The following is a 17,716-nucleotide window of genomic DNA, read 5'->3' on the forward strand; positions in this document are numbered from 1 at the left end:
GTGAGAGGATTTACAGAGCCCCTAAGACTCATTTACTTCAGCCAACATAAGAATAATGAGTAAGCTACTTACAAACAAATTCAACAGGCTTTGTTAAAGGGATCATCTAACACAGCCAATCAACCAGATAACAACACGCACTGCCATACTGAATGAGTCGATTAACATGGCATTGCCAATGTAGAGAGTGATATATGTTAAATCCATTTGATATCGTAATTTTTGGGGGCGGCGGTGATCTTGCGCTACGCAAGTTACTTCCTGCAATGTATCGCGCTTATCAAGAGGGCAACCTTCCTCAAGGTTCTCGTATCCTGCCTACGGTACGCGAAGAAAGCAAACGTAAAGAATATATCGAAACAGCGCACAAAGCCTTACAGGACTTTTTAGGTAAAGGTGAATACAACGCAAAAGATTGGAAAGCTTTTTCTGCTTACCTTGTGCCAGTTGTATCAAATGTGACTGAAGCAGATGATGACTGGGATAAACTAAGAGATATCCTTAATGAACACGACGCTGATAAGTCTCGTGTTTTTTACCTTTCATTACCGCCTGCAGTATACGGTAGCTGCTGTGAAATCTTATCTAAGAAAGGCCTGATCACAGAAACATCACGTGTTGTTGTTGAAAAACCAATTGGTTACTGTGGTGAATCAGCTGAAGCCATTAATGCGAAAATTGCAGAGTACTTTAGTGAAGAACAAATTTTCCGCATTGACCACTATTTAGGTAAAGAAACTGTACAAAACCTAATGGCATTGCGTTTTTCAAACTCACTGTTTGAAAACCTGTGGGATGCTAAATCAATCGATAACATCCAAATCAGCCTATCGGAAACTGTTGGTTTAGAAAGCCGCGCTGGTTTCTACGATAAAGCGGGTGCATTACGTGATATGGTACAAAACCACTTGCTACAATTACTTTGCCTAGTAGCGATGGAATCACCAAACAAATTAAATGCTAACAGTATCCGCACTGAAAAACTGAAAGTACTTGAGTCGTTACGTCCGTTAGTGGCTGAAGATGTGGATGCGAACATTGTACGTGGTCAGTATGTGCCAGGTAACTTAGACGGTAAAATCGTCCCAGGTTATTTAGAAGAGCTAAACGAAGGCGCAAGTAAAACAGAAACTTTCGTTGCTATTCGTGCGCATATCGACAACTGGCGTTGGGCTGGCGTGCCTTTCTACCTACGTACTGGTAAACGTATGAAAAAGCGTTGTGCTGAAATCGTTGTTGAATACAAAAAAGTTTCACACAATGTTTATACAGACAATGTAGGTAATATTGAGCCAAATCGTCTTGTTATTCGCCTACAACCTGAAGAAACAATTCAATTAACACTGATGTCTAAGCGCCTTGATAATCTTGAGATGCAATTAGAACCAGTGACGATGAACATTGAGTTATCACAGGCATACAGTAATGGTTTCCATTCTGATGCTTATAAGCGCTTAATGTTAGATGCAGCTGCAAATAATCCATCACTGTTTATTCACCGTGATGAAGTTCGTCAGGCATGGAAGTGGATCGACCCAATCATTGAACGTTGGCAAGAAAAAGGTGCACCATCTTTATACCGTGCAGGTACATGGGGCCCAGAAGATGCTGATGAATTGTTAGAAGAAAACAACCATGTATGGTTTAACACAGGCGATAAGGCGTAATTAAGATGGCAACAATTGTTGAAAAATTCTTTGCAAACAAAGACGAATTAACAGCTGAGCTTTCTTCAAGCCTTGAGCAAAGCCTTGTTGCAGGTATTAAAGAAGATGGTCGCGCGGTACTGATGGTATCGGGTGGCTCATCGCCAGCACCTGCTTATAAACACTTATCAAACCTTGACCTTGACTGGGCAAACATTGATGTTGCTATGGTTGATGAGCGTTGGGTTGATGCTGATCATGAAAAAAGTAATGAAGCTTTTATCAAAAGCACGCTATTACAAAACCATGGCGCTGCAGCTAATTTTGTAACAATGAAAAATGACGCATTAACGGCACAAAACGGTGTAGCTGAATGTGAAGCTGCATACAAAGCATTAAAGCGTCCTTTTGATGTGACAATTTTAGGCATGGGTCCTGATGGTCATACGGCTTCTCTTTTCCCTCATGCTGAAGGTCTAGAACACGGCCTTGCGACAGATGATTTAGTATGTGCAATTAACGCTATTGAAAGTGATGTGACTGGTAAAATCACCGAGCGTATGACGTTAACTTTATCTGCTATCGCAGATTCTAAAGTAGTGAAGCTTTTAATTAGCGGTGAAGAAAAACTGGCTGTTTATAAGCAAGCGAAAGAGGGGGGGGCAGTTGCTGATATGCCTTTACGTGCAGTATTGAATCACCCACATATCAATATTGAAGTTTATTGGGCCCCTTAAAAGCAGATTAAACCTAACTTTAAAAGCGAGCTGTTATGCTCGCTTTTTTGTTTTTAAATAATCACTTTTTGTGATTCATTTGAATCAATACGCTTTCTTTAAATAACGCTATAAAGTGTTAGACAAGAACAAAAGGGCTCTATATAATTAAAAATGACAGCGCTGTCATTGTTGTTGATTTTTATTCTCAGTATTCCTTTAGCTCATTCTGCCCAGAAAAAGTTAAAAAAATTTGTCTATGACAGCATGCTTTTGGAAACAAGCAAGTTTATTAAGCTAATTTATTGTTAGTTAAAAGGTTTTATATAACTTTTAGTTATGGTTAATAATTGCTCAGTGGAAACTAAAGCTTACAAAAATAGATGTTATTTTTAGTTATTGTCAAAATCTCACTCCTCAGGTCTTTTCATCAGCGATAACAGTCATGCTATATTTGCGCCGTTTATTTGTAACAATTCTTAAAAACTCAATATTAAACATTAGTTATATCAATAACTTGATTATTTTGTTGTAAATTTTTTGCACAAATTAACCAAAAAGATGTAGCACAAATGTAATTTAGAGTGTATGGTTTGTTACTAGATGACAGCGTTGTCATCATCACTGGGCAGAAGTGATATAAAAAACCAACAAAATGATTCAAGGGGAATCCTGTGTTAGCTAAAAATTTTAAGAAAAGCTTATTAGCAGTTAATATCGGCCTCGTAATGAGTGCTGGGTTCACTGGTGCTGCATACGCAGCAGAAGAAACTAAAGTTCAAGAAGATGTTGAAGTAATTGAAGTCCGCGGTATTCGCCGTTCACTTGAAGCTTCAATGAATACTAAGCGCTTTGCTGACAGCGTTGTCGATGCTGTTTCTGCTGAAGATATTGGTAAGTTTCCTGATGGCGATGTAGGTGAAGCACTTGGTCGTATTTCAGGTGTTGCAGTTAATCGTCAATTCGGTCAAGGTCAACAAGTGTCGATTCGTGGTGCTTCAAGCCAATTAACACGCACACTTTTAAACGGTCAAACTGTTGCATCAACAGGTTGGTATGACCAACAATCAATCGACCGTAGTTTCAACTACACACTTTTACCACCTGAACTAGTTGGTGAAATCCAAGTTTATAAATCTTCTCAAGCTGACGTTGTAGAAGGTGGTGTTGGTGGTACGGTTATCGTTAACACTCGTAAGCCGCTTGATCTTGACGCTGGTACGACTTTCTTAAGTGTAAAAGGCGATTACGGCACAATCTCTGAAGAAACAGATCCTCAAGTTTCTGGTTTGTTTAGCTGGAAAAATGATGAGGAAACATTCGGTTTACTAGGTTCAGTATCTTGGGCAGAAACAAATTATCAACGTAACGGTATTGAGTCACTTATCGGCTGGGGTGATATTGTGCCTACTACGTTCCAACAAGAACGTGAGCGTACTGCACTAAATGCAACTTTCCAATATCGTCCTACAGAAAACCTAGAGTTAGGCTTAAACATTATGAGCCTTGAGTTAGATGCAAACAATGCAAACACCTCAAACTTCGTGATGTTCCCAGACGACAAAGAAGCTGCATGTGAGCAAACAAATGCATCTGGTACATGTACTTTCTACCGTCGTACTGGTGAAGGTGCAAACCCGGGTTGGACTCAAACTTGGGCACGTATTGCAAGCATGTCATCTGACACAGCTGATTTCAGCCTTAAATACGAAGGTGAAAATTTCACATTAAAAGGTCGTTTCGGTACAACTGAATCAGAAGGTGGTACAGACCTAACTGCAAACTACGGTAACTTCATTGGTGTTCCATCTGATTATGCTGGTACTTATGATGCAACTGGCGATGTGATAAAAATTGATATTAATAACAAGTACTTTGAACCATCAGACTTTGCAGGTCCATTATCTCCAGCTGGTTGGGCTCTGAAAAAACAACCTAACACAGATGAAGAAACTTATGCACAGGTTGATCTATCTTTCCCTGTAGACTTTGGTGCTATTACTGCAATCAAAACAGGTTTCCGTTGGGCAGACCACGAAGTAAAACAAGAAACTTATTCAACTACTTTAGTTGATACATTACCTAGTGGCGATGGTGAGACTTACTACTCAGGTACTATGTCATCAGGTGCTGGTTTCACTTTACCAGAGCCAGATTTTGACAAGATGGTAGCTGATGCACGTGCTGCAATTTCAAGCTTCGATAATGATTCAGCTGTATATCGTTCAGGTTACGGTACAATCGAAGAAGAAAACTTTGCAGTTTACGCAATGGCTGAATTCTCTGCAGAATCTATCCGCGGTAACTTCGGTTTACGTTATATCTCAACAGATGCAGAGTCAGATTACTACGGTTTTGCAAACGGTGAGTACGAGAGTTCACTTAGTACTGATAAAGCAAGCTACAACGACGTATTACCTAGCATCAATATCGCATTTGATTTAGCTGAAGATGTTATTTTACGTACCTCTGCAGCACAAGTTATTGCACGTCCTAACTACACTGATATGTTCTCTGCATCATCTTTTGCAGGTTACGCTGATGGTACAGCAAATAATGAGGTACTAACTAAAGGTAACGTTGGTCTTAACCCATTCAAAGCAACTCAAGCTGATTTAGGTATTGAGTGGTACTTTGATGGTGATGGTATGGTAAGTGCAACTTACTTCTTCAAAGACATCACATCATTTGTTACCTCAAGCCAAATCTTAAATCAACAAATTGGTGTCGTGGACCCTGATACTCAAGGTGATAACTGGACTCTATCTACTAAGCTAAATGCAAGTGGTGGTCAAATCGAAGGTATCGAGCTACAAATTCAAGATGGCTTTGATAGTGGCTTTGGTTACTCAGCAAACTACACATTTGTTGATGCACCATCAGAAGCTGAAAACTACCCAGATATGATCCCATTATTCTCAGATTCGTCTAAGCATACTGTGAACCTTGTGGGTTACTATGAAACAGATACTTACTCAGCTCGTTTAGCTTATAACTGGCGTTCAGAGTACATGATCCGTGAGCTTCCAGGCTTCTACGGTAACCGTGAGCACCAATCATACGGTACACTTGATTTCAGTGCTAACTACAGCGTAACTGATAATATTGACGTAACGTTTGAAGCTGTTAACTTAACTGAAGAAGATAGCGTACAAATCGGTGTTGCTCCTTCAGATGCAGAAGTTGTTCCAGAGCTTCGAAACGGCTACCCAGCATGGAGCTTTGAAGGTGAAGCACGCTACAAGCTAGGTGTATCACTACGTTTCTAATTTGATTTAGATAACGAAATTAAGAAAGCCCAGCTCGTACTGGGCTTTTTTGTGAGTAATACCAATCCGCAATAATACTTAGTTATTTTGAGGGATTAAACCTGTCGCTACCTGCGTTAAAAATTTCTGATTTAGAACAACTAAATAACGAAATTTTTGCCTTGTTATCAACGAGGTTTTATTGCCTCAAAAAAGACCATTTAATTAAGCGAATTGGTATAAAAAGTGGGCGAGTATAAATGATAAAAAAAATCGCAATTGTTGGTGGCGGGACCGCAGGTTGGTTAGCTGCTAACCATTTAGGTCATGCACTGTTACAAAGTGGCATTGAAATTACATTAATCGAGTCACCTAATATTGCCAGCATCGGGGTTGGTGAGGGTACAGTTCCTTCGATGCGTAACTCTTTACAAAAGTTTGGTATCAGTGAAAGTGACTTTATCAATGAATGTGATGTTACTTTTAAGCAGTCAATCAAGTTTGTAAATTGGCTAGATAAACACAAACATGGTGCTAACTTTTACCATCATTTATTTGATCACCCACATATTTTTGGTGAGCAGTTAACACAGCAGTGGCTTGCTGAAGGCAGCGGCAATGATTACGCTGAGTTTGTTTCTAAGCAGCATGCGTGCTGTGAAAATAATTTAGCACCAAAAACAATTGCGACTCCACAATATGCCGGTGTCAACGGTTATGCCTATCATTTTGATGCTAAAAAGTTTGCTGCATTCTTAGGAAGTCATGCCACGCAACATTTTGCTGTTAAACACCTGTTTGCAGAAATTAAAGATGTCACCTGTGATGAGCATGGCTTCATTACACACCTAATCGACTCAGAAGGTACTGCCTTGCAATTTGACTTTATTATCGATTGCTCTGGTTTTTCGGCTGCCTTTATAGGACAAAAGCTGGGAGTTGGTTTTGTTGATAAATCAGATAGCTTATTAACTGATACTGCAATCACATTGCAAGTGCCTACACAAAGCGATGATGAAATACCGCCCTACACAATTGCAACGGCACATCAAGCAGGGTGGATTTGGGATATTGCGCTTACAGAGCGAAGGGGAGTGGGTTTTGTTTATTCATCTAAGTATATGAGCGACGAACAAGCTCATGAAAAGTTACATCGTTACTTAGGTAACAAATTTGAGCACTTAACGCCAAGAAAGATCCCGATGAAAGTAGGGCACAGAGAAAAAATGTGGCACAAAAACTGTGTCGCCGTAGGATTGTCGCAAGGGTTTGTTGAGCCACTTGAAGCCACAGCCATTTTAATTGCAGATTTTTCTGCGGGTTTATTAGCCAAACGCTTTCCTCGTACCCGAGATGATATTAACTTAGTTGCTGATGATTACAATCAGCATGTTAATTATGTATGGCAACAAACCTTTGATTTTATAAAAATGCATTACTGTATTTCGGATAGAACTGACTCGGCCTTTTGGCGTGATAACAAAAAAACCGACCAGTTATCAGAAAAACTAAAAAGTAACCTAGCACGCTGGCAGCGCTTTACACCGGTACGAGAAGACTTTGCCAGTAAGTTCGATTTATTTGACTTAGAAAACTACTTATATGTACTGTTTGGTATGCATTATGTACCGGCAAGGCAGCAAACCAAGCAGAGCGACAATCAACAAGTTGCTGAATTTAAACAGCAACGCATAAAGCAGTTATTGAATGAGCTACCTGAGCACAGGGAGCTGTTAGATAAAATAAAGAAATTTGGCTTACAGAAGTACTAAATTTCACTTAGATGATCTGGCTATCAAAGCTAGCCAGTTCATTCTATTCTAAAAAAAGAAGAGACAGATAATCGGCTGTTGTTTATGTCATTACTATACTTTTTGGTATTAAAAAGAGCTGCGCTATGCAGTAAGTTACTCTTATAAATTACTAGTCTATTCACTTTGGCTTCTATATTAATCACTTTTTCAAAAAGCTCTGTTGTTTCATTTAAGTAACCTTGATGAGTTGCGCTGTGTTTTTCTGTATCAGCAATCATTTGATGCACACTATTTTGATTATCGGCTGTCACTTTAATAATGTTATCGGGTAAGTATTTGTATATCCCTGTGCCACCCCATTCTTTTGGAGACAAATAATGCACAGCTGCAAATGTTTTATCATCGGTTGAATCAATATGTGGCATACGCTGCAACGTATTTAATTCATTTGCATTTTGAGTAACTAGTGAAAGTTTGCAGCGATGGAGATATAAATTGTTTTTACCACTTGTAATAGTTCCATGCTCTAAAAGCTCGCTAATTAACTGCTCAAAAGCACGATAATAGGGGGCTGGCATTTCATCACGCTTGCCTGGGTAGAGTGTTCCATCACTACCAAGAGGCTGAAAGTACGCAGTATTTGCGGCAAAGTGATAAACTGGCTCTAGGTATTTTAAAAAGTCATCAATAATGATCACTGTTTCATTAATTTCAGTAATGAATACACTGCTTACTTTATAGTCTTTATTTAATTGATAGCCTTCCATTGTTTGTCTCACTCATTCCATAATTATTGAATATACTAACAAAAATAGTGGCTTATGAGTGATAATATTTGCGTGGTTATAGTTTGTTTTTTCGCCGTTTAAGGTTAATTGATAAGGTAGCTAAATTTGTTAATTTATAATGTACAAACTGCCACAAAATTTTCACTTCCTTTTTGTTGCCAAAACCTATAGGCTTTGGGCACTAACAGCAAAAACATATATAAAATTAATGGAGCAGTATCATGGCGGAGCAACAAGTACAGCCTTTACATAACGAAAAACATGCCAACATTAAAGTTCAAAATGGCATCAACATTGAGTTCATGAAAACTCAGCACTTAGTACCTGTGGTTGCACACGAATTTGCACGCATGGCAAATGAATTCCCAATGGCATTTGTTAAAAACAACGAATCAGGCCAATTCCAAGCAGTTGCTTTATTTGGTCTAGAGCCAGGCGAAAACCTTTTCATTCAAGATGATAAATGGACAGCTGCATTTGCACCTATGTCTATGACTCGTTACCCTCTTGGTCTTGTTAAGCACCCAGAAGCTGATCAGTTTGGTATTGTAATCGACGAAGCAAGCCCGCTTGTAAGCGAAGAAACGGGTAACGCACTTTTCGAAAACGGTGAAGAAACTGAATACCTTAAGCGTCGTAAAGAAGCACTTGTTTCTTTCATTGAGTTTTCTCAGGTAACTGAAGCATTCACTAAATACCTTGCAGATAAAGAACTACTTGTTGCACAAACGCTAACTGTAGAAATCAAAGGTGAGAAAAAAGACATCAACGGTATTTACCTTGTTGATGAGAAAAAACTTAACTCACTAAGCGATGAAGAGTTCTTAGATCTTCGTAAACGTGGCTATTTAGCACCTATCTACTCTTTCTTAACGTCTACTCACCAAGTAGCTCGTTTAGCACGTTTAAAAGCAGCAAAAGCTTAATTTTAAACTGCTAAAGAAAAAGCGCCATTAGGCGCTTTTTTTGTTTCTTTCATCGGTTAATGCTTGAAAAGCAGCGCCGAATTATTCACATTGGGCTTACAACTAAAAGAAATATAAGTGCCCCTATGCTAAAAACATTACTCACCTCAGCCATTGCGCTTAGCGCATTATCATTAAGTACCTTAAGTCACAGTGCCGAGCAGCCCTTTGCTATTGCCATTCATGGTGGTGCAGGGACGATTGAAAAGAGCCGCTTTACTCCAGAGCAAGAAAAAGCTTATCGCGCAAAATTAAAAGAAGCAGTAGAAACAGGCTATACCGTGCTTGAAAAAGGCGGCGAGAGCCTAGATGCCATCACCGCGGCAATTAATGTACTTGAGAACTCTCCGTATTTTAACGCCGGTCGCGGTGCTGTATATACCTATGATGGTGCCCATGAGCTTGACGCATCAATTATGGATGGCCGTACGCGCCAAGCAGGTGCTGTTGCTGGGGTTAAACATATTGAAAACCCCATCAATCTTGCTCGCCTAGTGATGGAAAAATCAGTGCATGTCATGCTCAGTGGTCAAGGTGCAGAAGAGTTTGCAAAAACGCAAGGTATGCCGCTGGTTGAAAACAACCTATTCGATACAGAAAATCGCTACAAAGCGTTATTAAAAGCGAAAGAAAAACTCGATAAACAAAAAGTAACGAGCAAAGATTACCAAGCAGCACACAAAGCGCTACCAGTTAATTATAAAATGGGTACGGTAGGTGCGGTTGCACTTGATAAAAACGGCAATATTGCTGCAGGTACTTCAACCGGTGGTATGACGGCAAAACGCTTTGGCAGAGTAGGCGACGCACCAGTAATTGGTGCAGGTACTTTTGCTGAGAACGAATCATGTGCAGTATCTGCAACCGGCCATGGTGAGTATTTCATTCGTTACAATGTGGCAGCAGACATTTGTGCTCGCGTAAAATACCAAGGTAAAACTATTGTTGAAGCAGGTAACGAAGTGATCCATGATGTTTTAATGCCAGTGGGTGGTACTGGTGGAGTGATCATCATTGATACCAAAGGTAATATTAGTTTGCCGTTTAACACTGCCGGAATGTATCGTGCGAGTAAATCAAATACATCACCAACTTATGTGGGTATTTTTAAAGGCGAATAATGGCATTCAGTAGGTGCCAGACATAAAAAACCGAGTTTGTAACTCGGTTTTTTATTGCTAATAAGGATTTATTGGCGATTAATCTTCACTTTGAATGGTGTTTCGTCTTGATTCGTTGAGCGATAAGGATTGATATCTAAACCGCCTCGGCGTGTATAGCGGGCATATACTTCAAGCTCTTCGAGATTTAGCTGTTGCATTAAATCACAGTAAATACGCTCTACGCATTGCTCATGAAATTCGTTATGAGTACGAAACGAAATCAAATATTTTAATAAGGCTTCATGGCAAATTGCTTGGCCTTTATAACGAATAATCACACTAGCCCAATCTGGCTGTGAGGTGATCAAACAGTTCGATTTTAGTAAATGGCTGTGTAGTGTTTCTGAGACAATGTCATCACCATGGTGGCGAAGTGAGCTTGCATCAATATCATAGCTCGTAATTTCGATATCAAGGTCATCGATACATTCTCCCGGTAACGCTGTAAATGGTAAACAGTTGAAATCGTCTGCTTGGTATAAATTAACCGTAACAGGCGCATTCACGGCCTCTGACAAGTCTTTACTAAGCGCGTGGTGTACATCTTCAATAGCTGCAAAACGTGTCTGATTAAAACTATTCAGATATAGCTTGAATGATTTTGACTCAATGATGTGACTGCTTTGGCAAGGAAATACAAATATTGCCACAGCGACCATAGGCTTACCCTTGCTATTTAGCCACGATAATTCATAGCCAGTCCAAATATCTTGACCTTTAAATGGTAAGTTATCTTCGCTAACCCCTAATGCATCACGGTTTAGTTTGCGGGCAATAGGAAACAATAAGCTTGGTGTATAGGTATCTACGTACTCTGTGCTTTTACCAAGAACACTGTTTTTCAGTTCGGGTGAGTTGCTGTAATCTGTCATCTTTACACTTTTGTAGTTACAATGGAGGCATTATACCTAAAGCCAATGAGTTTCGCAGTATGTCTGTTTCTACAAAATTAGATAAGTTACATCAAGCATTTAGTGAAAAATGCCTAGAACGCACAGGAAAGCTTCCTGTTATTGAACATGATACAGCATGGCCAAGTCCATGTGAGCAGGGCGAGCTTGATGAGCAGGGTCTTATTCAGTGGTGTGCAGTCCCACAGCAACCTGCCGGAAGTTTAGATGACTTAGCCAAAGCGCTTGAGTTATCTTTTCCTGATGACTTAAACCCATTGTTTGGTCATTTATATGCGGGTAATTTGTTATTGAGTGTTGATGATCATCACATTGAACTGCTCCAAGCATGGAATGAAGATGATTTTAGCCGCTTACAGCAAAATATTACCGGTCACGTGCTGATGAAGCGTAAGTTAAAGCAACCAGAAACGGTGTTTATTGGCCTGACAGAACAAGATGATTTACTTATTACTGTGCTAGTAGAAAGCGGTGAGGTTTGCTTAGAATACGTAGGTAAGAAACCACATCATGTGTTAGCAAATAGCATTAGTGAATTTTTAGATAAAGTAACGGTTTAACTGTTTGGTTAAAAAGGGGCTATTGCCCCTTTTTTGTGTTTGAAAGCAAGTTATTGAAAATCCCACGAGATATTAGAAACAATACCGCAAGGCTCACAACAAAAATCAAATAAACCAAACCAAGGTTCAGATAATTTCCAGTCGCCATCACAGCTTGGGCAGCGACGTTTTAGCTCTGACTCTTTATCCACTCCGCCAACACGATATAAATAATAATAAACCGGCTTCTTTGTTAAGTAACTAATACGCTTAGTGATATCGCGACCACGGCGATATAAGTCACTGTTGATGCTAGTCAGCTCTTCAAGAGCAGGAAATTCACAACGGGTAGCACCATTAATCTGAATTTGATCGCATGCTTGCCAGTCTTCTTGCCATTTTATCAGTGTTTTGTAATCGCCATTGGCAATCGCCGGAATACGAAATAACGGTACAGGTAAAAAGTCATCACCGCAATAAAGAGGGCTGCAGGTGTGAACATAAGTGGTATATAAAATATAGCATGAGGGGTCATTACACATGTCTGCGCCATTTGAGTGAATGTCTTGGCCGACCACTTTAACTTTTGGTGCTAGTAATCCTGCAGTGTTTAATTGCTCAATACTGTGCTTTACAAACGGGCTATGATTGAGTGGATGCATTGCATCTTCGGTTGGGCACATCACTCGGGTAATAAAAAATCCATCCTTTAAAACGGTTGGAAATTCGTCACCAATAATTTGGCCGTTAAAACGAAGTGCATTGACCAGGCGATTTATCGCCTGCTCAGCAAGTTCTAAGGTAGTATCTTGGTAGCAATCAAAAGTCAGATCGACAACAAACATTATTTCTTCTCAAGCAGTGCTAATAACCTATCCAATTTAGCTTCAATACGATCCAATTGACTTTCTTTTGGTGTAATTAGTTGTTCATTCGACGGGTTATTTATGAAATTATTAATTGAATCCGGGTTGTTTTTATATTGGCTAACAGCTGCGATGATCACAGGCATCGGCATTGGTTGAGTTAGCTTACTTTTGGTTAAGGCAACTGTCGGGGTTTTACCTTCATCAAGAAGGGTTTTAATTGCATCAAATACAACGGCATTCATTTTTGTGTTAACTCTTTAATAAAGACTAAAAAGCACCGCAGTATATGGGCTGCAGTGCGTGCGTATGGTAGCAATAATAGATGTGGAGTGAAATTACTTTCCTTATTTACGAGCTAAAAATTGTAATTCGAGCTTGTAAATAAGTTAGCTGGAGTTACTGGCGTAACCTTGCATCTAATTCATCAATCACTTCACTCCAAGCACCATCTTCAGCAAGTGATTCTGCTAAAAAGTGTTGCTGAGCTTCATCCCAAAAAGGTGCCTCCTGCAATAGGGTCGTATCAGACAGTTGATGTGATGCTATAAAAGCATCTATTTCACTTTCTTTACTTGGCAAACCAAGTTGTGCAAATAGTGTCGAAATGTCATGTTTTGTCGTATCCATAGTTCTGCTCCTTGTGTATGGCGATAATTATTACTGCTTGAACTTAATGATGATGAACAGCAGTTTAACTTACGCTGAATTTGTCTTTAATCGCAGTAGGGTATATACCTTATAGTCTAGTACTAAAATAATAAAACAAATAAAAGGATGAGTATTTTGACAGTTGCTGAACCCGAAACCTTAAGTGTGCAATACCTAAGTGCTGAAGATATTAGCACTGCTGCAAGCCTTATTTATCAGGCTTATCATGATGACCCTGTTCTTCAGAATGTACTAGGTTTTCAAAAAGATAGCCCAAGTAAATATGAAACTAAATTACGTGCTTTGGTGCGTGAAGAGCTGGCAAGTTTTTGGCAAGAAAAACAGCCATTAATAGGCCTTTACTCGCAAAGTAGATTAAAAGCGATTGCTTGTGTATTTGATTCTGCAAGTGAACTACAAGCTGAACGATATTGGCATTGGCGCTTAAAGTTGATGCTCAGTGCAGGCTATTTACAGACAAATCAGCTTATAGAAAAAGAGCGCACTATCCGTGAAGCTCTTTCGAGCAAAGGTCATTATTTGTTTTTAGCCTTCATTGCCGTTGACCCACACTTTCAGGGACAAGGCTTAGGGCGCTATTTGCTTCGTGGTCTTAATGATTTAGTTGAATCAAGCAATCAAGCAAGCGGGTTAGCAGTATTTGTTACCCGCCCTGAGCAACGTGAATTTTTTAGCTCTGAAGGGTTTGACGTATTCAAGGGTCTTAGTTTTAATCAAGTCGAAGGAGATTTGATGTTTAAAGCTGCAAATTGATGAAAGGACGTTTTGGAAATAGCAATGTGAGATAAGTCTTACATTGCTGTGCGCATTGTCAGTTTAATGCTGTTATTTTTGTACCTAAAATCGTTCATCTTAGTGATTTTAAAGGGTTTATTGTTTTTGTCTTTTTTGTGACATGGAAAAAATTACTTTTTATGCCTATCAAGAATTCCTCGTTTCTCTAAACTTAACAATGTCAGTAAGACACAGGTTCAATGATTGAACTGATGCCAAGGATTAGGATTATGGCAACAAAGCAAGATGCTTAGCAGGAAGCAAAGGGACAAGAGCTAGGGAAGCAAGGAAGAACGAGGACACTGCCAGGATGCAGTACAATCGCGGAGCGATTGAAAAGGACTGACCAAAGGATGAATTTAGCAGGAAGCTAAAAGGAGCGTTTGGAAAACGAAGTGGATAGCCATTGACGGCAAGAGGACGGCACTAGGATGTGTTAAATGTTACATGAAGTAGCATGGTGGGTGTATCGGATGTATACCCGTTCAGGGGAAAGATAAAAAGGCAGCTTCGGCGTAAGTAAGGATACTTAATCATGGAAGTAGCAAGATTGGGGCGTGGCTAATAGCTACGCCTTAGTTCTTTATAGGGTTTGCATTTTTCGCAGTAACAGTTAATTTGTAAAACTCGCAACTCGCAACTCGCAACTCGCAACTCGCAACTCGCAACTCGCAACTCGCAACTCGCAACTTAAATCTTATGGGGCGGTATTACTACACTTTTAAGCAGTTCATTTTCCATGATCAAAACACCTTGATACACGCTTTGTCCATCACTTGAAAACTCAAAAATAAACTCGCTTTTAATGCCTGGTTTACCGCTTTTTAAAATGCCAATTCTGCGTTTGTTACAAGCAACACTCATCAATTGCACATTCAATTGCTCAATTTGTCTCTGCGCATGAAGGTTAGCAGCTTCGGCTACTTTTCTGTTTAACCAAAAAAAATAGATGATGCTGCCAATGATGATGAGTGTCCACAAACCTGCCATTTACGAAAATAACCTTCCAATTGCTCGAGCGAGTGTTTCGCTACGATTTTCTTGTCTTAATAAACCAAGTAGGTGAGGGCGAATACTAGGAATTGCAACTAAATCGGTGAAAATACTCACAAACAGCTGCTCAATCTCAGTATGGTGCGCACAGCAATCCATAAACACATGTAAGCGGTCAGGGTCTTCTAGCGTGCTAAAACAACGCCCTGCAATCGTTAATAGTACATCAGAGTGGCTGTTCATATCCGAGCGTAATACAGCATCAACAAGTTGTGCAGTTAAACCTTGCGCCGGTGTTTTTGATAAACTTCTAAGAGCTGCGACAAGGGCGATGTCGTCTTTATGCTCTATGGCATTTAAACCATAGGCTAACAATTGCTCTGCAAACACGGGTTCGATTGCAACATGTTCAAGCATGGCACTAAGCGGCTGTAATACTTCTACAGGTAATTGCCCCCAAGCTGCTTGTAGGTTCGCTAAGTTGTTGTCGTTATCTAAACGCATTGCAAAATCAGCAATACCTTGTACTGCAACACTTTGCCAATTATCAAAACCAAGCTTGCCTGAAAAATAAAGCTGAGCATATTCGTAATACTGTGAGGCACTTTGTTTAAGTAAACATTTAACCTGCGCATTAAATGCTGCTAGCTTGTTCGCGTTTGGCGTAAATACATACGGATTGTTATCTAGTTTGCCTTCGGCATTTTCACTGGTAATTTCAGTGCCGAGTGCTTCAATTACCATATTCGCGAAGTGGTCGCGGCTTGCGCTTACTAGGCGGCTTTGCTCATCTAGTGGGAATTTTAAAAACCATACATAAGGTTCTTTAGACGCTTTTACATCCCAAAATTGAATAGCAAGCCAAGCATGACCAGCAAGCGGGTATGGGTAAGGGATTTTTGTCTCTTCAATGGCAAGAAATTGTTTTTTGTCTAATTTAGTGATGTGTCTGCCAATATCGAAGGCACGCCAAGTGGTACCTGCTGCATCCAGAAGTTGCCCTAAAGTGGCGATCTGCTCAGTCATAAAATCTCAATTACCGTTATTAATCTATATCAGTCGTGAATTATACGCCATACCATGGCGCCTTGGAACAGGGTATACTAGGGTCTGTTTACCTTCCCTAAGTAAAAAGGTATTAAGAGTTTTACAATGCATCAACAGACTTTGGCGCTGCTGCGCGAATTAGAATCCACATTACAACGCCATTCATTTTGGCAAACAACAGCCATTGACCCAAGTGCGCTCAATTCAAGTGTACCGTTTTGCCACGACACTATGGCCTTTGAGCAATGGCTGCAATTTGTTTTTCTTGAAAAAATGCATACCTTAATCGCACATGCTCAGCCTTTACCCCGTAATTTTGCAATTGCACCTATGGCTGAAATGATGCTGGCACAACACAGTGGCGGAAATGATGTGATTACCGTTTTACAAAAACTCGATCAACTTTTAAGTGATAACTAACATGCAAGAGATTGTTAAGCCACAATTTGACGAGTTAACGATTTTGTACCGCGATGAAAATTACATTGCGATTGATAAACCGTCAGGTTTATTGGTTCACCGTTCGTTTTTAGATAAACACGAAACCCAATTTGCTATGCAAATGCTGCGTGACCAAATTGGTCAACACGTGTTTCCTGTACATCGTTTAGATAGACCAACGTCCGGCGTATTGCTGTTTGCGTTAAGTTCAGAAGCAGCCCGTGACATGAACCAGTTATTTATTGATGGGCAAATTGAAAAACGTTACTTAGCTTTAGTCAGAGGCTTTTTAAACGAATCAATCTTCTTAGATAAACCTTTAAAAGAAGAGCTTGATAAAATTGCCGATAAGTTTGCTGATCAAGATAAAGCACCGCAAGAAGCACAAACGCAATTCCATTGCCTGCACCAAGCAAGCTTACCTATTCCAATAGGTAAGTACCCAACAGTTCGTTACTCGCTGGTGGAGTGTTTTCCAAAAACTGGTCGCAAGCATCAAATTCGTCGTCATTTAAAGCATTTATCATTGCCAATTATTGGTGATGTAAATCATGGTGATAATCAGCATAATCAATTTTTTAGAGAACATTTTCAGCTTCGTCGTTTAATGTTATTTGCCTCTGAATTAAAGTTTGTGCACCCTTATAGCAAGCAACCAATAACAATTAAAGCGCCATTAGGCGATGCAATGTTAACGATTTGCCAGCAACTTGGCTGGCCAACAGAAGAAAAGGATTATTATGGCAACCATTAGTATTTTTGTCGGCAGTGTTTACGGCGGTGCCGAGCGCTTAAGCGAACAAGTTATTGAAGTCATTGAAAAGTCAGAGCATCAAGCGCAATTAGTTGAAAATGGCACGGTCGATGACATGCTGGCTGCGTCACATATTTTAGTGATCACTTCAACGACGGGTCAGGGGGATATTCCTGATAACTTAGTCGCTTTATACAGCCAACTGAATGATCAATTCCCTATGTTAACAGGCAAGCAATACGGCATTATTGCTATGGGTGACCGTAGCTATGGCGATACGTTTTGTGGCGCAGGTCGCAGTTTTGATGAGCTGTTTCGTGATTTACAGGCAAAACCTGTTGGTCATCGTTTAGAAATTGATGCCTGTGAAGATTTTGAGCCTTGGCCTGTTACTGAGCCATGGTTAAATGAATGGCTGACAAAAATTAGCTAGTGTCTC

General features: G+C 39.9%; 18 protein-coding genes. 11 read left to right on the forward strand and 7 right to left on the reverse strand.

Going from position 1 to position 17,716, the window contains the following annotated elements; all coding sequences use genetic code 11:
* Window positions 1–194: 194 nt before the first annotated feature.
* The 4 genes from zwf (at window position 195) to J3455_RS05520 (ending at window position 7,382) form a co-directional block, all read left to right on the forward strand.
* Window positions 195–1,667: a glucose-6-phosphate dehydrogenase gene (gene zwf, locus J3455_RS05505; RefSeq protein WP_130051885.1), complete on the forward strand. Its 1,473-nt coding sequence runs from the start codon at window positions 195–197 to the stop codon at window positions 1,665–1,667.
* A gap of 5 nt (window positions 1,668–1,672) precedes the next feature.
* Complete coding sequence (pgl, locus tag J3455_RS05510) at window positions 1,673–2,383, forward strand: 6-phosphogluconolactonase (protein WP_130051884.1); 711 nt, start codon at window positions 1,673–1,675, stop codon at window positions 2,381–2,383.
* A 707-nt stretch (window positions 2,384–3,090) separates the two neighbouring features.
* Window positions 3,091–5,631 (forward strand): TonB-dependent receptor, encoded by a 2,541-nt coding sequence (locus J3455_RS05515; protein ID WP_130052307.1) that lies wholly within the window; start codon window positions 3,091–3,093, stop codon window positions 5,629–5,631.
* A 239-nt stretch (window positions 5,632–5,870) separates the two neighbouring features.
* Window positions 5,871–7,382 (forward strand): tryptophan halogenase family protein, encoded by a 1,512-nt coding sequence (locus tag J3455_RS05520; RefSeq protein ID WP_130051883.1) that lies wholly within the window; start codon window positions 5,871–5,873, stop codon window positions 7,380–7,382.
* A gap of 38 nt (window positions 7,383–7,420) precedes the next feature.
* Here J3455_RS05520 and J3455_RS05525 read toward each other — a convergent pair whose 3' ends face one another.
* Window positions 7,421–8,143 carry a DUF6445 family protein gene (locus J3455_RS05525; protein WP_178926786.1) on the reverse strand — a complete coding sequence of 241 codons (723 nt, stop codon included), beginning with the start codon at window positions 8,141–8,143 and terminating at the stop codon, window positions 7,421–7,423.
* A gap of 230 nt (window positions 8,144–8,373) precedes the next feature.
* Between J3455_RS05525 and J3455_RS05530 the strand changes: the two genes are divergently transcribed.
* Both J3455_RS05530 and J3455_RS05535 read left to right on the forward strand, forming a co-directional pair.
* A complete protein-coding gene (locus J3455_RS05530) occupies window positions 8,374–9,078 on the forward strand; it encodes a SapC family protein (protein WP_130051881.1) in 705 nt (234 codons plus the stop codon).
* Window positions 9,079–9,203: 125 nt separating this feature from the next.
* On the forward strand, window positions 9,204–10,238 hold the full coding sequence (locus tag J3455_RS05535; protein WP_130051880.1) for an isoaspartyl peptidase/L-asparaginase family protein: 1,035 nt from the start codon (window positions 9,204–9,206) through the stop codon (window positions 10,236–10,238).
* A 68-nt stretch (window positions 10,239–10,306) separates the two neighbouring features.
* On the opposite strand, the gene queF is transcribed toward J3455_RS05535, so the two are convergent.
* Window positions 10,307–11,152: an NADPH-dependent 7-cyano-7-deazaguanine reductase QueF gene (gene queF / locus J3455_RS05540; RefSeq protein ID WP_130051879.1), complete on the reverse strand. Its 846-nt coding sequence runs from the start codon at window positions 11,150–11,152 to the stop codon at window positions 10,307–10,309.
* Between the two features lie 59 nt (window positions 11,153–11,211).
* Here queF and syd point away from each other — a divergent pair, with 59 nt between their 5' ends.
* A complete protein-coding gene (gene syd, locus J3455_RS05545) occupies window positions 11,212–11,751 on the forward strand; it encodes a SecY-interacting protein (protein ID WP_349561307.1) in 540 nt (179 codons plus the stop codon).
* Between the two features lie 50 nt (window positions 11,752–11,801).
* Here syd and J3455_RS05550 read toward each other — a convergent pair whose 3' ends face one another.
* The 3 genes from J3455_RS05550 to J3455_RS05560 form a co-directional block, all read right to left on the reverse strand.
* Window positions 11,802–12,575, reverse strand: a complete 774-nt coding sequence (locus J3455_RS05550) for a Zn-ribbon-containing protein (protein WP_130051877.1) — start codon at window positions 12,573–12,575, stop codon at window positions 11,802–11,804.
* Complete coding sequence (locus J3455_RS05555) at window positions 12,575–12,841, reverse strand: hypothetical protein (RefSeq protein WP_130051876.1); 267 nt, start codon at window positions 12,839–12,841, stop codon at window positions 12,575–12,577. The genes J3455_RS05550 and J3455_RS05555 overlap by 1 nt, the downstream gene beginning before the upstream one ends.
* Before the next feature lie 154 nt (window positions 12,842–12,995).
* Window positions 12,996–13,226: a DUF2789 domain-containing protein gene (locus tag J3455_RS05560; protein ID WP_036969581.1), complete on the reverse strand. Its 231-nt coding sequence runs from the start codon at window positions 13,224–13,226 to the stop codon at window positions 12,996–12,998.
* A 147-nt stretch (window positions 13,227–13,373) separates the two neighbouring features.
* Between J3455_RS05560 and J3455_RS05565 the strand changes: the two genes are divergently transcribed.
* Window positions 13,374–14,021 (forward strand): GNAT family N-acetyltransferase, encoded by a 648-nt coding sequence (locus tag J3455_RS05565; protein ID WP_167658497.1) that lies wholly within the window; start codon window positions 13,374–13,376, stop codon window positions 14,019–14,021.
* A 711-nt stretch (window positions 14,022–14,732) separates the two neighbouring features.
* Here J3455_RS05565 and J3455_RS05570 read toward each other — a convergent pair.
* Both J3455_RS05570 and J3455_RS05575 read right to left on the reverse strand, forming a co-directional pair.
* Window positions 14,733–15,032 carry a DUF3301 domain-containing protein gene (locus tag J3455_RS05570; RefSeq protein WP_178926790.1) on the reverse strand — a complete coding sequence of 100 codons (300 nt, stop codon included), beginning with the start codon at window positions 15,030–15,032 and terminating at the stop codon, window positions 14,733–14,735.
* Window positions 15,033–16,061 carry a DUF3549 family protein gene (locus J3455_RS05575; protein WP_256854712.1) on the reverse strand — a complete coding sequence of 343 codons (1,029 nt, stop codon included), beginning with the start codon at window positions 16,059–16,061 and terminating at the stop codon, window positions 15,033–15,035.
* 126 nt (window positions 16,062–16,187) lie between these two features.
* On the opposite strand from J3455_RS05575, the gene J3455_RS05580 reads away from it, so the two are divergent.
* From J3455_RS05580 to J3455_RS05590, 3 genes are read left to right on the forward strand one after another with little or no spacing between them, the layout of a single operon-like run.
* Window positions 16,188–16,502: a YqcC family protein gene (locus tag J3455_RS05580; protein ID WP_130051872.1), complete on the forward strand. Its 315-nt coding sequence runs from the start codon at window positions 16,188–16,190 to the stop codon at window positions 16,500–16,502.
* A 1-nt stretch (window position 16,503) separates the two neighbouring features.
* Window positions 16,504–17,277 carry a tRNA pseudouridine(65) synthase TruC gene (truC, locus tag J3455_RS05585; protein ID WP_130051871.1) on the forward strand — a complete coding sequence of 258 codons (774 nt, stop codon included), beginning with the start codon at window positions 16,504–16,506 and terminating at the stop codon, window positions 17,275–17,277.
* Window positions 17,264–17,710: a flavodoxin gene (locus J3455_RS05590; RefSeq protein ID WP_130051870.1), complete on the forward strand. Its 447-nt coding sequence runs from the start codon at window positions 17,264–17,266 to the stop codon at window positions 17,708–17,710. Before truC ends, J3455_RS05590 begins: the two co-directional genes overlap by 14 nt.
* The last annotated feature ends 6 nt before the right edge of the window (window positions 17,711–17,716 follow it).

Source organism: Pseudoalteromonas sp. NFXS39, from assembly GCF_040148775.1.
In the GTDB taxonomy this organism is placed as follows: domain Bacteria; phylum Pseudomonadota; class Gammaproteobacteria; order Enterobacterales; family Alteromonadaceae; genus Pseudoalteromonas; species Pseudoalteromonas apostichopi.

Excerpts from the sequence above, each read along its gene's own strand:
- zwf (WP_130051885.1), top strand. The coding sequence starts at position 195 with ATGTTAAATCCATTTGATATCGTAATTTTTGGGGGCGGCGGTGATCTT.
- pgl (WP_130051884.1), top strand. The coding sequence starts at position 1,673 with ATGGCAACAATTGTTGAAAAATTCTTTGCAAACAAAGACGAATTAACA.
- J3455_RS05515 (WP_130052307.1), top strand. The coding sequence starts at position 3,091 with ATGAGTGCTGGGTTCACTGGTGCTGCATACGCAGCAGAAGAAACTAAA.
- J3455_RS05520 (WP_130051883.1), top strand. The coding sequence starts at position 5,871 with ATGATAAAAAAAATCGCAATTGTTGGTGGCGGGACCGCAGGTTGGTTA.
- J3455_RS05530 (WP_130051881.1), top strand. The coding sequence starts at position 8,374 with ATGGCGGAGCAACAAGTACAGCCTTTACATAACGAAAAACATGCCAAC.
- J3455_RS05535 (WP_130051880.1), top strand. The coding sequence starts at position 9,204 with ATGCTAAAAACATTACTCACCTCAGCCATTGCGCTTAGCGCATTATCA.
- queF (WP_130051879.1), bottom strand. The coding sequence starts at position 11,152 with ATGACAGATTACAGCAACTCACCCGAACTGAAAAACAGTGTTCTTGGT.
- syd (WP_349561307.1), top strand. The coding sequence starts at position 11,212 with ATGTCTGTTTCTACAAAATTAGATAAGTTACATCAAGCATTTAGTGAA.
- J3455_RS05550 (WP_130051877.1), bottom strand. The coding sequence starts at position 12,575 with ATGTTTGTTGTCGATCTGACTTTTGATTGCTACCAAGATACTACCTTA.
- J3455_RS05555 (WP_130051876.1), bottom strand. The coding sequence starts at position 12,841 with ATGAATGCCGTTGTATTTGATGCAATTAAAACCCTTCTTGATGAAGGT.
- J3455_RS05560 (WP_036969581.1), bottom strand. The coding sequence starts at position 13,226 with ATGGATACGACAAAACATGACATTTCGACACTATTTGCACAACTTGGT.
- J3455_RS05565 (WP_167658497.1), top strand. The coding sequence starts at position 13,374 with ATGAGTATTTTGACAGTTGCTGAACCCGAAACCTTAAGTGTGCAATAC.
- J3455_RS05570 (WP_178926790.1), bottom strand. The coding sequence starts at position 15,032 with ATGGCAGGTTTGTGGACACTCATCATCATTGGCAGCATCATCTATTTT.
- J3455_RS05575 (WP_256854712.1), bottom strand. The coding sequence starts at position 16,061 with ATGACTGAGCAGATCGCCACTTTAGGGCAACTTCTGGATGCAGCAGGT.
- J3455_RS05580 (WP_130051872.1), top strand. The coding sequence starts at position 16,188 with ATGCATCAACAGACTTTGGCGCTGCTGCGCGAATTAGAATCCACATTA.
- truC (WP_130051871.1), top strand. The coding sequence starts at position 16,504 with ATGCAAGAGATTGTTAAGCCACAATTTGACGAGTTAACGATTTTGTAC.
- J3455_RS05590 (WP_130051870.1), top strand. The coding sequence starts at position 17,264 with ATGGCAACCATTAGTATTTTTGTCGGCAGTGTTTACGGCGGTGCCGAG.